Here is a 15,744-nt window from a genome sequence, read left to right as displayed (position 1 = left end):
CCTTTATCGTTTCATTTCACTACACGAAGCCCCATACCGAAAACAACTATAGCAGCGGTGATGTTTCATGCTGACTGGCACTTGCAAACTCTCGACAAGTGTTTCTCCCAGCACATAATCGTCGTCATCATCCACCAGTGTACACGCATATACCTTGCATTGCCCTTCACTCTTGACCACCATGCGACTGAATGCACACATAAACTTCCGGAGCGTGGCTTCGGTTTGATAATCCACCATGCAACTCTGCGTGATCTGTGGCGCTGTAACGGCTACGCCAGGTGGATGGAATTCAGGAAACTCAATACGCGGCAAGTTCTCCGGCAAGCCGGCGCCGCGAAAAACTTGTGCAAAACACTCAGCCACTTTATAGGCGGGCAATTCTGGAATAGCTTGATTGGCTACCGATATGGTAAATCCCATGTCATATAATGCACGCAAACCATCCAGTGCCATTGAAAAAGTACCTTCACCTCGTGCCTTCTCATGCTGATCGGCTGAGAAGTGATCCAGACTGACGCGAAAGTGCAAAGCATGCGACCGCTCCCGCAGTGGCCTTAACTGCGGCAGACGTTTAAGCAAGGGCTCGGTGGCATTGGTCAACACCATGCAGGGACGATACTGTAATGCATAATCCAGAATGCGCACCAAATCTTTATTCACAAAAGGTTCACCACCGGTAAAAGAAAATTGCTTGACGCCCAGTGTCAGTGCTTCGTCGATAAAGGGCTTAACATCGTCGAAGCGCATCAGCTGCAGACGATCATCGCCGGGTTTGGAACCCTCCAGGCAAAAAGGACAAGCCAGATTGCATGCAGTACCCGTGTGAAACCACAATTCCTCCAACGCATGCGAGCGGATAAAACCACGTGGCTTGCCATCCGGTGTGACACGCCACAGCCTGGAACGCGTACGCTGTGCACCGGGTGTGGGTGCAATGATCGCATTCATGCTTAACAACACCCGCTTTTCTGCTCACCGGTAACGGCATCAGCAAACGGAATCCCCATGCCGCAACCGGGGAAAATACCAAAATGCTGATCAAAATTACCGTAAAAATCAAAATGCTGCATGAAGCGTGTGTCATGCAACATGCGCCAGGTGTTGCCGCACACCGGAAACTGCTTGCCGGTTTCAATAAAATGATGTTTATCGAGCCGGAATGCATGGCGATGGTGCGGAATGGTGCCACGATACACTACGGATTGCCCGTGATCTTCACACGCCAGTTCCAGATCATGCAGCTTGAACAGACGATAGGTCGCCGAATAAAAACGGATATGGCCGGTTTTTTCTGCCAGCGCCGCGTTATCAATCCTGATCGGGTGATCGTCCACCAGACGTGGATCGGTAAACCCCTGTTTACGGGCCAGTTGCAGAAAATCGTTCCAATACAGCGCGCCGCTTAAGCATTCTCCATACAGCACCGGATCGTGCGTCAATGCCGCCGGAATACGCCGGTCACTGTAGACATCAGAAAAATACAATTCCCCGCCGGGTTTCAACACACGAAAAGCTTCACGCAATACCGCCGCCTTATCCGGCGCGAGGTTAATGACACAATTGGATACGATCACATCCACGCTGGCATCCGCCAATTCAAGTTCATGCAAGCGCTCGATATAACCGTGCAGAAAGCGAACGTTGCTGCGCTGGTAGCCAAACGCTTGCTGGTGATATTTTTCATGTTGGCGCGCCACTGCCAATTGTTCCTCGGTCATATCCACTCCAATCACCTGACCCTTCTCACCGACCAGTTGCGCCAGCACATACACATCACGCCCTGCCCCGCAGCCCAGGTCCAGCACTGTCAAACCTTGCAGTAATTCGGGTAAAACCAGGCCGCAGCCGTAATAACGCTTCTGCACTTCCGCATGCACCCGTGCCAGCAACGGTTTGACGAAATGCGGCAGGCCTGCATCGGTGCAACAGGCATTGGTCTGCAAATCCTGACTTCCCGTCAATGTTTCGCCATAATATTTTTGTACAATCTCTTGCATGGTATTCCTCGTCGTTGGATGATAAATGTCATTATGTCACTCAGGAATCGATTTTAGAATGATAATCTGCAGCCAGCTCCTGAGGTGTAATGCCGCGCATAAAATTCAAGGCCAGCTTGCGGTTGTTCCAGGTGCGCCGCCACCAGCCATCGCGTTGCCAGCGCCGCGAATCGACAAAAATAGGCTCAGATAAAGGCAAAAATTTGCCAAACTGGCGTGCGGCGCGTACCAGAGGCACTTCCTCGAATAATGGCCAAGGCGCGTGCCTACCCGCCTGATGATAAGCGGAGCGCGCCATGAAAATCCCCTGATCGCCATACGGCACACCGAAACGGCAGCGTAACGCAATCGCTGGCTCCAGAATGCATGCCGGCCATGCGCGCGGATTGGCAAAACGGAAACGAAAATATCCCCCGATTGCGCCTTGTGTAATCGCTCTTGTCATTGCCCCCAACGGATCTACGGATAATTGCGCATCGGCATGCAAGAACCACAAAACCTCGCCTTTTGCCTGCGCCGCACCCGCCAGCAATTGTTGCCCACGGCAAGGTTCACTGATGAGCCGTCGCACCTGGAATTGCGCGCAAGCCTTTGCACAATCTGCACTCTTGGCAGCGTCTACAACGATGATCTCATCCAACTGGCGGGGAAATTCCTGCAATTGCGCGAGCAAACAAGCCAGCTTTTGCTCATCGCGATAACAAGGAATGATGACGCTGAATTCAAGCATTGCTGATACCCATCGTAGTGATAATAGTGTCTACAAGTCCCCGCAATGCCCGGCGTGCCGGCCGTGAATCCTGCTGCAGGAAGGTGGTCAGTTTGAGAAAATCATCTATTTCATCCACATCGTAACCTTGTCCGAATGTTTTTACCGATTGCCCTGCAACGCGGCAAATATCCATCAGCGCGCTTCCCAATCGATCGCTGCTCCACGGCAGCAGGGATAAATCCGGCCATGCTCGCCGGTTGGCCATCAGCACAACACCGCCATCCCGTGCTGGAATCAGCGCCACATCCGCACGCTGCAATGCGCTACGGGCAGCCGCATAATCTGCGGCACTTAATCCCGGTGCGTCACTACCGATGAATACCAGTTGCTCCATGTCTTGCGCACGCAATGCCTGATCCAATGCATTCAGTCGCTGCCCCAGGTTACCCGTTGCTTGCGGCACAATCGTCACCGCGGAAGGAATCGAAATGGACAGGTCTCGCGCCCATTCCACATCTTCTGCACTGGCGGGTGCAATCACCACCGGGCCGGGCCACTCACAGACATCTTCCAGCGCACAGGCCAGTAATGCAGTGGCAACCTGGTGCGTCATTGCAATGCCCAGATTCGCTGCCAGCCGTTGTTTTCCGATCCCGGCAGCGGGCCGCTTGCACACCAGAACCAGCGTAGCCTCACTCATTTTTCTTCGCGCATTTTTTAAAATTCACCAACCAAACATCCAGCTAAATCCTTAATATCCACAGCTTCAGAGGGGACGGACATCAGCACTTTCCATTTCCTAAAAGCATTATTAATCAATAACAAAGCACATTCATTCCGGATTAAACATGATCTGAAAAGCTTGAGACGTTATAATACCCGCCAAAAAGTGAATAATCCGTTAATTATTAAGCTATGTCACAACCTTTATTTCAAAGAACTCCTTTACTGGATGGCGACGATGTCAATTTAAAGCGTGAAGAGATACGCACTTATTTTCACACCGCGTTGGACCGTTATGAACAGCTTTTCGAAACGCTGCGTAACGATCAAGCTTACTATAAAAAATCCATTTCACTGCGCCATCCGTTGATTTTCTATCTGGGGCATACAGCCACGTTCTTTGTCAACAAACTGATTCTTGCCGGACTCATCACTGAACGCATCAATCCAAGACTGGAATCGACTTTTGCCGTCGGGGTCGATGAGATGAGCTGGGATGATCTGGACAGCACGCATTACGACTGGCCTAGCGTGGAAGAAGTGCGTGCTTATCGCAAAGCCATGCGTAACATGGTCGACAAATTAATCACCACCCTGCCGCTGACCTTGCCGATCACCTGGGAAAGTCCGTGGTGGCCGATTCTGATGGGTGCTGAACATGAACTCATTCATCTGGAAACTTCCTCTGTCTTGATCCGCCAGCATGCACTCGAATTTGTGCAACCGCATCCCGACTGGCAGCCATGCCGTAAAGCTGGTACAGCGCCGGATAATGAACTCATTCCTGTTGCTGCAGGCACGGTTACCATCGGTAAAAATAAAACCGATCAATTGCATTACGGCTGGGATAACGAATACGGCTTGCACACGGCAGATATTCCCGCTTTTCAGGCCAGCAAATATCTGGTCAGCAACCAGGAATTCCTGCCCTTTGTCGAAGCCAATGGTTATCGCACGGAAGGCCATTGGCAGGAAGAAGGCCGCTCCTGGCAGAAATTCACACAAGCGGAATATCCCACTTTCTGGGTTAAAAAAGGTAATGCCTGGTACCTGCGGCTCATGACGGAAGAAATACCGATGCCGTGGGACTGGCCGGTAGAAGTCAACTACCATGAAGCCAAAGCGTTCTGCAACTGGAAAGCTGCCACTACCGGCCAACCGATTCGGTTACCCACAGAGGATGAATGGTACCGCCTGTACGATGTTACCCAGTTATCCGAGGTACCACCGAATGCGAAGGCTTCAGGTAATCTGCATCTGGACTACTATGCCTCCAGTTGTCCGGTAACCGAATTTGCGCACGGAGAGTTTTTCGATATCGTCGGCAATGTATGGCAATGGACTGAAACACCCACCTATCCGTTTCCCGGCTTTGACGTGCATCCGCTGTACGACGACTTCACCACGCCTACTTTTGATAACCAGCACAATCTAATCAAGGGTGGCTCCTGGATTGCCTGCGGTAACGAATCATTGCGCAGTTCACGTTACGCGTTTCGCCGACATTTCTTTCAGCACGCAGGTTTCCGCTATGTCGTATCGGCTGCGCCGGCAACCCAACCAGGCTCCAACTATGAAACTGACAAACTGCTGTCGGAATACGCTGAATTTCATTACGGCGACACCTATTTCGACGTGCCCAATTTCCCCAAAGCACTGGCGGAAATCGCCATCGCGGCGATGGGCAACCGTCCTAAACATACCGCTCTGGATTTGGGCTGCGCCTCCGGCCGCGCCACGTTTGAGCTGGCGCGCGCTTTCGATCACGTCACCGGAGTCGATTTTTCCGCGCGCTTCATCAACCAGGGCGTTCAATTGGCACAACAAGGCCTGCTGCGCTACACATTGACCGATGAGGGCGAGCTGGTTTCCTACAAGGAGCGTACGCTCGCCAGCCTGGAGCTGGATCACGTCAAAAATAAAGTCGAGTTTTACCAAGGCGATGCGTGCAACCTGAAACCCCTGTTCACCGGTTACGACCTGATCCTTGCCGCCAATCTGATTGACCGCCTGTACGATCCAGCCAAGCTGCTCAACAGCATTCACACGCGCATCAATAGCGGTGGCTTGCTGATGATCACATCGCCTTACACCTGGTTGACCGAGCACACCAAAAAAGAAGCCTGGATCGGCGGATTCAAGCGCGATGGCGAGAATTTCACCACGCTGGATGGCCTGAAAGAAATTCTCGGCAAACACTTCCGCCTGATTCAAGGTCCGCAATCAGTGCCGTTTGTGATTCGCGAAACCAGGCGCAAATTCCAGCACACGCTGTCGGAAGTCACCATCTGGGAGAAGATTTCTTGAGCAGTGGTTTTGACTTTGACCACGAAATTAACCGCGAAGGCAGCAATAGCGTCAAGTACGACGGACGGCAAAACATGTTTGGCAACAGTGACGTCATCCCGGTGTGGGTGGCGGACATGGATTTTGCCGCACCCCCCGCAGTCACCCGTACACTGACAGAACGCGCTGCCCATCCCATTTACGGCTACACGCTGTTTCCGGACAGTTTATACGACGCACTGATCGACTGGATGCAGCGGCGCCACGGCTGGAACGTTCAACGTGACTGGATCGTGATGTGCCCCGGCGTAGTGCCGTCTCTGAATGCCGCCGTGATGGCGTTCACGCAACCTGGTGAGTCCGTCATTATTCAACCGCCGGTCTATTTTCCGTTTTTCTCCGCCGTCACCCAAACCGGCAGGAAGCTGATCCAGAATTCACTGTTGCTGCAGAATGGCCGTTATACCATCGATTTTGATCATCTGGAACACTGCATGAGGCAAGCGCGTCTGCTACTGCTTTGTTCGCCGCACAATCCGGTCGGGCGTGTCTGGCAGACCTCAGAATTAGAACGTTTGCTGGAAATTGCCGCAAAACACGAGGTGATGATTTTCTCCGATGAGATTCACGCCGATTTGATCTACCCCGGCAACCGGCACCACACATTGGCCACTTTCTCGGAGCATCCTGCCAACCTCATCACCGCCGTCGCCCCCAGCAAAACATTCAACATCCCCGGATTGAATTTATCGGCGCTGATCATTCCCGACCCATCCACCCGCCATGTCATTACCAAAGTATTCGATACGCTGCACGTCAGCGCATCCAACCCGTTCAGCATCACCGCTTTTGAATCCGCCTACCGCGAAGGCGAAGCCTGGCTGGAAGCCCTGCTGATTTACCTGCAAGATACGCGCGACAGCGTTGAAACATTTCTGAACGAACATTTGCCGGAAATCAAAGTCATCAAATCCGAAGGCACCTATCTGTTATGGCTGGATTGCCGGGCAATGAACATGACCGATGCGCAACTAAAACATTTCTTCATCCACGAAGCAGGCGTTGGTATGAATCCTGGCACGCAGTTTGGGCAGGAAGGCAGCAGGTTTATGCGGTTGAATATCGGTGCACCGCGTCCAACGGTCTTACGGGTGTTGGAAAAAATCCGTCAGGCGCGGAAAATTGAGTAGCTTGTGAGCAACAAAACCTTTATCAGGCCAATGGAATGGACTCCTCCCACTCAACGGCATCGCAATGTGCCAAACTAAAGATTTTAGCAATCAAAAAGCGGGAGGAGATTATGAATATAGCACGTATCGGAGTTGATTTGGCGAAGCAGGTATTCCAGGTTCATGGCGTGGACAGAACGGAGAAGGTACTGGTACGCAGGCAATTGCGCCGATCGCAGATGCTGGATTATTTCAGCAAACTGACACCATGCCTGATTGGCATGGAAGCATGCGGGAGCGCGCATTACTGGGCGCGCGAACTGAGCAAGCTGGGCCATGAAGTTCGATTGATGGCGCCGCAGTTTGTGAAACCTTACGTTAAGAGCGGCAAGAACGACGTCAATGATGCGGAGGCGATCTGTGAAGCTGTTGGCCGGCCGAACATGCGTTTTGTTGCGATCAAGACGGCCGAGCAGCAGGTTATTCAGGCGGAACACCGCATCCGTGCCCGGCTGATCAAATCACGCACGGCGTTAAGCAATGAGATACGGGGTTTACTGGCCGAGTTTGGTATTGTGGTCGCAACATCGATTGGGAGATTGCGCAAGGCGTTGCCTGAGTTATTGGAAGATGGTGAGAATGGATTGTCGGGGAGTTTTCGTGTGTTGCTGGCCGGGCTTGGCGAGGAGTTGCGCGCACTGGATGACAGCATTGCAGCCTTTGACGCCAGAATTGCCCAGACAGCCCGTGAGGATGACCGCATCAGGCGGCTGCTCGAAGTAGAAGGGATCGGCCCGGTCACTGCCAGTGCGCTGGTCACGGCAGTGGGCAACGGCACACAGTTTAACAGTGGCCGGGACATGTCCGCATGGCTGGGTTTGACGCCGCGGCAATATTCCAGCGGCGGCAAGAACAGGCTCGGGGGGATCAGCAAACGCGGCGACAAATATATGCGCATGCTGTTGATACATGGCGCCCGTGCTGCGCTTAATGCCGCCAAAAACAAAGAGGATGGACGAAGCCGCTGGGTAAAAAGTCTGGCTGCGCGGCGCAACAAGAACATTGCAACGGTGGCGTTAGCCAACAAGAATGCGCGTATTGCATGGTCGATATTGAGCCGTGGCGAGTCTTACAAGAAGGCAGCATAGCGCTGTAATGAGAGCAAGTTTTGTTTAGCAGAGGGGAAAACCACTGGTAATTGCGTAGCAAAATGAAATGATGGCAAACAGGTCAGACCGGCGTAAGTCATTCAGTTTTTTCAACAGGCTCCCTGCCTGACACATGACAAGGCAAAGCCGCCAGGCCGATTTGAATCTTACGCGCGAAATCCATCATGGCTCGGATAGTAAAGCTATCCAACGAGAAGCCGGATATACGGAAGCAGTTGCACCTTAAAATCATCACAAATTTTGCTTGCAAAACAGGATGAGTCCATATACGTTGAAAAACGTTTTCGAGGCAGCCGATTCAAGGCAAAAACAGGCGAAAAAGCGCAGTTTATGCGTAATAAATGAGCATTTTGAGCCTGTTTTTAACACCGTAGCAGCAACGCAGATAGTTTTTCAACAGCCTGTTATGCAAAATCCGTCGCCACATTCACACCCACCAGCAGCACTGCCGCATCATTAAAGAAGGTATGGAAGTCACCATGAACACCGCCATCGCCCCAGCCATGGCTTAATCCAACGATGCGATCGCCCTCATTGCCATTCACTTTCAAGGTATTCGTGGTATCTGACAGATTGAGTACATCCGCTGCGGTTAACGTCAAAGTGTTGTCACCGGTGCCAAACAGGCGAATGGTCTCGATGCCGCTGATCTTGCTACCCATATCGGTCAGATTCAGATTCAAATCGCTGCCACCCAAAGCCAGAATATCATTGCCGATGCCGCCATCAACTAAACGGAAGCCAAGATCGGGTACCCGCATATAATCATTGCCTGCTTCACCATGAAACTCATCCGCCCCGCCGCGACCGATCATTCGATCATTGCCGTCACCCGCCTCGAAGCGCTCTGCTGCTGATGTGCCCGTGAGGGTATCATCCCCGGGAGTACCTGATATGACATTGCCATTACCGTTAAAGTCGCTACGACCAAATATCACGTAACTGGAGCCGGAAAAATCACCGTTCCTATCAGAGGGAGCACCGACAATTAAATCGTCAAAACCATCGCTGTTGACATCCCCTGCATTGCTGACCGAGTCCGAAGCATCACCCGCCACGCCATCCAGACGGAAACCGCTATTGCTGTCGAGACTGGATAAATCGATGGTGGCATCAAAACCAGAAGCCTTGCCAAATACCACATAGCTGGAGCCGGATAAAGGCCCGTTCGGGTCAGCTCCAAAAGCACCGACAATCACATCATCAAAACCGTCGCCGTTCACGTCTCCTGCATTGCTGACCGAAGTGCCCGATTGATCACCCGCCGCCTCCCCATCGAGGCGGAAACCGTTGCTGCCGTCGAGGCTGGATAAATCCAGTGCGGCATCAAAACCGGAAGCCTTGCCAAATACCACGTAACTGGCGCCGGAAAAAGCGCCGTTCGGGTCAGCAAAGGCAGCACCAACAATCACATCATCAAAACCATCGCCGTTCACGTCCCCTGCATTACTGACTGAGTAGCCCGACCGATCATTTGCCGTCTCCCCATCTAGGCGGAAGCCGTTGCTGCCATCGAGACTGGCTAGATCCAATGTGGCACCAAAACCGGAAGCCTTGCCAAATACTACATAACTGGAGCCGACATCGTTTATGGTGGGGGCGCCGACAATCACATCATCAAAACCGTCGCCGTTGACATCTCCTGCATTGCTGACCGATCTGCCCGATAAATCACCCGCCGCTTCCCCATCCAAGTGGAAACCATTGCTGCCATCGAGGCTGGATAGGTCCAGCGTAGCGGTAAAACCGGAAGCCTTACCAAACACCACGTAACTGGAGCCGGAGTAATAGCCGTTTGAATCAGTAAGGGGGGCACCGATAATCACATCATCAAAACCGTCTCCGTTGACGTCCCCGGCACTGCTGACCGATCTGCCCGACCGGTCATACGCCGTTTCTCCATCGAGGCGGAAACCATTGCTGCCATCGAGGCTGGATAAATCAATGGTGGCATCAAAACCAGTAGCCTTGCCAAACACCACGTAACTGGAACCGGAGTAATTGCCGTTTGAATCAGTAAGGGGGGCACCGATAATCACATCATCAAAGCCGTCACTATTGACGTCTCCAGCGCTGCTGACCGAAGTGCCCGAAAAATCATTCGCCGCTCCATCTAGGCGAAAACCATTATTGCCATCGAGACTGGATAAATCAATGGTGGCATCAAAACCGGAAGCCTTGCCAAATACCACGTAACTGGCGTCGGGCGAATTGTCATAGGGATTCTCATTATGAGCACCGACAATCACATCATCAAAGCCGTCGCCGTTGACGTCTCCTGCATTGCTGACCGACCTGCCCGAATAATCCCCATCCAGGCGAAAACCATTGCTGCCGTCGAGGCTGGATAAGTTAATCACAGTTGTAGTCATATCAAGAACTCCTTCAAAAAGATTTATCAAAAAACTTACTTGAAAGAAAACCTTATTGCGTTATTTTAAAATAACAAAGGGAATACTACTTCAGAAAAATCCTACTAACAACCTGAGCGGTTTTGTGATGGATAGGGATGAGGCTTCAATAACCCACATTTGTCATTCCGAACGCAGTGATGAATCTTTAGAATCAACAGCACAGATTTCTCGCCGCGCTCGAAATGACAGTTCTTTTAAGCAAAATCCGTCGCTACATTTACACCCACCAGCAGCACTGCTGCGTCATTAAAGAAGGTATGGAAGTCACCATGAACACCGCCATCTCCCCAGCCATGGCTTAATCCAACAATGCGATCGCCTTCATTGCCATTGACTCTCAAGGTATTAGTAGTATCCGACAGGTTGAGCACATCCGCTGCGGTTAACGTCAAGGTATTGTCACCGGTGCCAAACAGGCGAATGGTTTCGATGCCGCTGATCTTACCAGCCATATCGGTCAGATTAAGATTCAAGCCGCTGCCGCCCAAGGCCATCGTATCGTTGCCAATGCCGCCATCCACAGACTCGAAGCCAAGGTCGGATATCCGGATATAATCATTGCCCGCTTCACCCAGAAACACATCCGCCCCGCCGCGGCCGATCATTCGATCATTGCCATCACCCGCCTCGAAGCGCTCCGCTGCTGATGTGCCCGTGAGGACATCATCCCCGGGCGTGCCTCGTATTACACCATCATCAGTAAAACTGCTTCTGCCAAATACTACGTAGCTGGAACCAGAGTCAATACCATCCAGGTCAGCTTCTGGTGCACCGACAATCAGATCATCAAAACCATCATTATTGACATCCCCTGCGCTGCTGACTGATCTACCCGAATTATCAAACTCCGCTTCTCCATCTAGGCGAAAACCATCATCGCTGCCGAGATTGGATAAATTAATTGTGGCATCAAAATCCGAGTTTTTACCAAACACCACATAACTGGAGCCAGAGTGAATGCCATTCGGATCAGCATGGGGGGCACCAACAATCAGATCATCAAAACCGTCGCCGTTGACATCCCCCGCGCCGCTGACCGATCTGCCCGATTGATCATGCGCCATTTCCCCATCCAGGCGAAAACCGTTTCTACCATCGAGGCTGGATAGATCCAGCGTGGGATCAAAACCGGTAGCCTTGCCAAACACCACATAACTGGAGCCAGAGTGAATGCCATTCGGATCAGCAGAGTAAATACCGACAATCACATCATCAAAACCATCGCCGTTAATGTCCCCCGCATTGCTTACCGAAGTATCCGAATAATACAACGACGACTGCGACTCCGACGCCCCATCCAGGCGAAAACCGTTATTACCATCTAGACTGGATAGATTCAATGTGGCACTAAAACCGGAAGCCTTGCCAAACACTACGTAACTGGATCCGGCGTTGTAGTTGCTGTCCAAATCAACAGGCGTATGGGTGCCCACAATCACATCAGCAAAACCGTCGCCATTGACATCGCCGGCACTGCTGACTGAAAACCCAGAAAAGTCATTTGCCGCTTCTCCATCCAGGCGGAAACCATTGCTGCCATCGAGGCTGGATAGATCCAGCGTGGGATCAAAACCGGCAGCCTTGCCAAACACTACGTAACTGGAGCCGGAGTAGTCTCCGTTCGGATCAGCTCCCACGGCACCGATTATCACATCATCAAAACCGTCTCCGTTGACGTCCCCGGCACTGCTGACCGATCTGCCCGACCGGTCATACGCCGTTTCTCCATCCAGGCGGAAACCATTGCTGCCATCAAGGCTGGATAAATCAATTGTGGTACTAAAACCAGAAGCCTTGCCAAATACTACGTAACTGGCACTCTGGTTGCTGTACGGGGCACCGACTATCACATCATCAAAACCGTCACCGTTGACGTCTCCGGCACTGCTGACCGAACCGCCCGAAAAATCACCAGCCGCTACCCCATCCAGGCGAAAACCGTTACTACCATCGAGGCTAGATAAATCAATGGTGGCATCAAAACCCGACGCCTTGCCAAATGCCACGTAACTGGATCCTGCACCGTCGATCCCATCTGGGTCAGCAAAGACGGCGCCGACTATCACATCATCAAAACCGTCGCCGTTGACGTCCCCTGCATTACTCACCGATACGCTTGCTCGATCATCTGCTGCTTCTCCATCCAGGCGAAAACCGTTACTGCCATCGAGACTGGATAAGTTAATCACTGTGGTAGCCATATCAAGAACTCCTTCAAAGAGATTTATCAAAAAAACTTACTTGAAATAAATACTTATTAGGTTACAAACAACTAAGTGGATACTACGCCGGAAAAATCCTACTGACAACCTGAGCGGTTTTGTGATGGATAGAGATGAGGCTTCAATAACCTACATTTATCATTCCGAACGCAGTGAGGAATCTTTGGAATCCACAACATAGATTTCTCGGCTGCGCTCGAAATGGCAGTTCTTTTAAACAAAATCTGTCGCCACATTGACCCCAACCACCAGCACTGCTGCGTCATTAAAGAAGGTATGAAAGCCGTCATGAACACCGCCATCTCCCCAGCCATGGCTTAATCCAACGATGCGATCACCGGCATTGCCATTGACTCTCAAGGTATTCGTGGTATCCGACAGGTTGAGCACATCTGCTGCGGTTAACGTCAAGGTATTGTCACCGGTGCCAAAGAGGCGAATGGTTTCGATGCCGTTGATCTTACCAGCCATATTGGTCAGATTCAGATTCAAGCCATTGCCGCCCAAAGTCAGCGCATCGTTGCCAATGCCGCCGTCCACAGACTCAAAGCCAAGGTCGGATACCCGGATATAATCATTGCCTGCTTCACCCAGAAACACATCCGCACCACCGCGACCGATCATCCGATCATTGCCATCCCCCGCTTCGAAGCGTTCCGCTTCTGATGTGCCCGTGAGGATGTCATCCTCGGGAGTACCTAGTATGACATTGCCACCGCCAAAGTCGCTACGGCCAAACACTACATAGCTGGCGCCAGCGTTGTTACTGCCATCCGGGTCAGCAAGATAGGCACCGATAAGCAAATCATCAAAACCATCGCCGTTGACGTCTCCTGCACTGCTAACCGATCTGCCCGAAGAATCATCTGGTGTCTCCCCATCCAGACGAAAACCGCTATCGCTGTCGAGACTGGATAAATCAATTGTTCCATCAAAACCGGAAGCTTTGCCAAACACAACGTAACTGGAGCCGGAGGAGAGAGTACCGACAATCACATCATCAAAACCGTCGCCGTTGACGTCTCCGGTATTGCTGACCGAGCCGCCCGAAACATCATACGCCGCCCCATCCAGACGGAAACCGTTGCTCCCATCGAGACTGGACAGATCCAATGCGGCATCAAAACCTGAGTTCTTACCAAACACCACGTAACTGGAACCAGCGCCGGGAATGCTATTCGGGTCAGCTCTAGAAGCACCGATAATCACATCATCAAACCCGTCGCCGTTGACGTCTCCGGCATTGCTAACCGAAATGCCCGATGAATCATACTCCGCCACCCCATCCAAGCGAAAGCCGTTGCTGCCATTGAGGCTGGATAAATCCAGCGCAGCATCAAAACCGGAAGCCTTGCCAAACACTACATAACTGGATCCGGAGCCTTCGCCATTCGGGTCAGCATTAAGAGCACCGACAATCAAATCGTCAAAACCGTCGCTATTGATGTCTCCGGCATTGCTAACCGAAATGCCCGATGAATCATACTCCGCCACCCCATCCAGGCGGAAACCGTTAGTGCCGTTGAGGCTGGATAAGTCCAGCACGGCGTCAAAACCTGACGCCTTGCCAAATACCACATAACTGGAGCCGGAAAAATCGCCATTCGGTTCAGCGCCATGGGCACCGATAATCACATCATCAAAACCGTCACCGTTGACATCCCCCGCATTGCTGACCGATCCGCCCGAAGAATCACCATCCGCCACCCCATCCAGGCGGAAACCATTGCTGCCATCGAGGCTGGATAAATCAATTGTGGCATCAAAACCTAACGCCTTGCCAAATACCACATAACTGGAGCCGGAAAAACTGTAACTGTCAGCGACGGAAGCACCAACAATCAAATCATCAAAACCGTCGCCGTTGACATCTCCTGCATTGCTGACCGATCCGCCCGAAGAATCACCCGTCGCCTCCCCATCCAGGCGGAAACCATTGCTGCCATCGAGGCTAGATAGATCCAATGCGGCGTCAAAACCGGTAGCCTTGCCAAATACCACGTAACTGGAGCCGGACAAATTGCCGTTCGGATCAGCTCTAGAGGCACCGATAATCAAATCATCAAAACCATCGCCGTTAACGTCCCCGGCATTGCTGACTGATCTACCTGAATAATCAAACGCCGCCTCTCCATCCAAACGAAAACCGTTAGTACCATTGAGGCTGGATAAGTTAATCACTGTGGTAGCCATATCAAGAACTCCTTCAAAGAGATTTATCAAAAAAACTTACTTGAAATAAATACTTATTGCGTTATTTCAAAGATAACGAAGTGATATTACCTCAGAAAAATCCTACTTACAACCTGAGCAGTTAGCTGACAAATCAAGAGAATAGGCATTTCAATGGAACAACTCACGCTATTTGGCACTGGGCTTTTCAAAGTTTAACAAGTGATTTTGAAAACTTCTAATATTGATCGAAGAGCAGATCAATTGGAGAGAATCCGTCAGACAAGATCAGGCAAGAGAATTAATAAGCTTGTGGATCTTAACAACAGCAGAGTTAAATTACCCCAAACCAGGGGGTAATTTAACTGATAAGTTACTATCCACTAAAACTTGCAAAATCTGTTGTTACATTTACGCCAACCAGCAGCACCGCCGCATCATTAAAGAAGGTATGAAAGCCATCATGAATTCCCCCATCTCCCCAGCCACGGCTTAATCCAACGATGCGATCGCCCTCATTACCGTTGACTTTCAAAGTATTGCTGGTATCCGACAGGTTGAGCACATCCGCTGCGGTTAGTGTTAAGGTATTGTCACCGGTGCCAAACAATCGAATGGTTTCGATGCCGCTGATCTTGCCGGCCATATCGGTCAGATTCAGATTCAAGCCGCTGCCACCCAAGGCCAGCGTATCGTTGCCGACGCCGCCATCCACAGACTCAAAATCAAGATCGCATACCCGCATATAGTCATCACCTGCTTCACCCAGAAACTCATCCGCGCCACCGCGACCGATCATTCGATCATTGCCATCCCCCGCCTCGAAGCGTTCTGCTGCTGATGTGCCCGTGAGGACATCATCCCCGGGAGTGCCACG

Annotated in this window: 10 protein-coding genes and 1 pseudogene; 3 read left to right on the top strand and 8 right to left on the bottom strand. The window is 51.5% G+C overall.

Features of this window, described 5'->3' with window-relative positions; all coding sequences use genetic code 11:
• Positions 1-3: 3 nt before the first annotated feature.
• The 4 genes from BM021_RS05935 to BM021_RS05920 are packed head-to-tail and all read right to left on the bottom strand — an operon-like array spanning position 4 to position 3,412.
• Positions 4-963, bottom strand: coding sequence for a radical SAM protein (locus tag BM021_RS05935; RefSeq protein WP_256207804.1), 960 nt, complete (start codon positions 961-963; stop codon positions 4-6).
• Positions 954-2,000 carry a methyltransferase domain-containing protein gene (locus BM021_RS05930; protein ID WP_090719858.1) on the bottom strand — a complete coding sequence of 349 codons (1,047 nt, stop codon included), beginning with the start codon at positions 1,998-2,000 and terminating at the stop codon, positions 954-956. Before BM021_RS05930 ends, BM021_RS05935 begins: the two co-directional genes overlap by 10 nt.
• Positions 2,001-2,040: 40 nt before the next feature.
• Positions 2,041-2,730, bottom strand: a complete 690-nt coding sequence (locus tag BM021_RS05925; RefSeq protein WP_090719856.1) for a TIGR04283 family arsenosugar biosynthesis glycosyltransferase — start codon at positions 2,728-2,730, stop codon at positions 2,041-2,043.
• On the bottom strand, positions 2,723-3,412 hold the full coding sequence (locus tag BM021_RS05920) for a TIGR04282 family arsenosugar biosynthesis glycosyltransferase (RefSeq protein WP_090719854.1): 690 nt from the start codon (positions 3,410-3,412) through the stop codon (positions 2,723-2,725). The genes BM021_RS05925 and BM021_RS05920 overlap by 8 nt, the downstream gene beginning before the upstream one ends.
• 215 nt (positions 3,413-3,627) lie before the next feature.
• Here BM021_RS05920 and ovoA point away from each other — a divergent pair, with 215 nt between their 5' ends.
• The 3 genes from ovoA to BM021_RS05905 all read left to right on the top strand — a co-directional run bounded on the left by ovoA (position 3,628) and on the right by BM021_RS05905 (position 8,038).
• Complete coding sequence (ovoA, locus tag BM021_RS05915; protein ID WP_090719852.1) at positions 3,628-5,742, top strand: 5-histidylcysteine sulfoxide synthase; 2,115 nt, start codon at positions 3,628-3,630, stop codon at positions 5,740-5,742.
• Complete coding sequence (locus BM021_RS05910; protein WP_090719849.1) at positions 5,739-6,911, top strand: MalY/PatB family protein; 1,173 nt, start codon at positions 5,739-5,741, stop codon at positions 6,909-6,911. Before ovoA ends, BM021_RS05910 begins: the two co-directional genes overlap by 4 nt.
• Before the next feature lie 110 nt (positions 6,912-7,021).
• Complete coding sequence (locus tag BM021_RS05905; RefSeq protein WP_090719845.1) at positions 7,022-8,038, top strand: IS110 family RNA-guided transposase; 1,017 nt, start codon at positions 7,022-7,024, stop codon at positions 8,036-8,038.
• A gap of 425 nt (positions 8,039-8,463) precedes the next feature.
• Here BM021_RS05905 and BM021_RS05900 read toward each other — a convergent pair whose 3' ends face one another.
• From BM021_RS05900 to BM021_RS15455, 4 genes and pseudogenes are all read right to left on the bottom strand, one after another.
• Complete coding sequence (locus BM021_RS05900) at positions 8,464-10,431, bottom strand: integrin alpha (RefSeq protein ID WP_090719843.1); 1,968 nt, start codon at positions 10,429-10,431, stop codon at positions 8,464-8,466.
• 236 nt (positions 10,432-10,667) lie between these two features.
• Positions 10,668-12,674 carry an integrin alpha gene (locus tag BM021_RS05895; protein WP_090719841.1) on the bottom strand — a complete coding sequence of 669 codons (2,007 nt, stop codon included), beginning with the start codon at positions 12,672-12,674 and terminating at the stop codon, positions 10,668-10,670.
• 234 nt (positions 12,675-12,908) lie between these two features.
• Entirely contained in the window at positions 12,909-14,888 is a 1,980-nt protein-coding gene (locus tag BM021_RS05890; RefSeq protein WP_090719840.1) for an integrin alpha, read from the bottom strand.
• A gap of 355 nt (positions 14,889-15,243) precedes the next feature.
• A pseudogene (locus BM021_RS15455) lies at positions 15,244-15,744 on the bottom strand (hypothetical protein); the annotation flags it as partial.

The organism is Nitrosomonas sp. Nm166, assembly GCF_900112825.1.
Lineage (GTDB): Bacteria > Pseudomonadota > Gammaproteobacteria > Burkholderiales > Nitrosomonadaceae > Nitrosomonas.
The sequence above is the reverse complement of the archived record's forward strand: the minus strand, read 5'-3'. Positions and strand labels throughout refer to the sequence as shown.